Genomic DNA, 333 nt, shown 5'->3' with positions numbered 1-333 from the left:
TTAAATACGCCGTATGGTCGGAGTCACGATCGGAGTCGTCGGAGTCGCGACGGTCGCCGTGTTGCTGGCGGTCAGCGCGTTCTTCTCCAGTTCGGAGACCGCGATCTTCTCGCTGCCGGCGGCGTGGTTCGATCGACGGGCGGAGACGGGAGACCCGCGGGCGCTCGCGCTGAAGGAACTTCGCGACGATCCCCACAGGCTGCTGGTGACGCTGCTCGTCGGCAACAACGTCGTGAACATCGCGATCTCCAGTATCGTGACGCTCCTCGTCGCCAGCTATCTCCCCCCCGGCGCGGCGGTCGCGGTGACGACCGCGTGTACCAGCTTCCTCGT

General features: G+C 65.8%; 1 protein-coding gene. It reads left to right on the top strand.

The window, feature by feature from the left end; all coding sequences use genetic code 11:
• Positions 1–13 precede the first annotated feature (13 nt).
• Positions 14–333 (top strand): DUF21 domain-containing protein (locus EXE44_RS18755; protein WP_137718098.1); only part of this gene is annotated, 320 nt, incomplete at its 3' end.

Origin of the sequence: Halorubrum sp. SS7 (assembly GCF_005435055.1) — an archaeon.
Taxonomy (GTDB): Archaea; Halobacteriota; Halobacteria; order Halobacteriales; family Haloferacaceae; genus Halorubrum; species Halorubrum salinarum.
The sequence above is the reverse complement of the archived record's forward strand: the minus strand, read 5'-3'. Positions and strand labels throughout refer to the sequence as shown.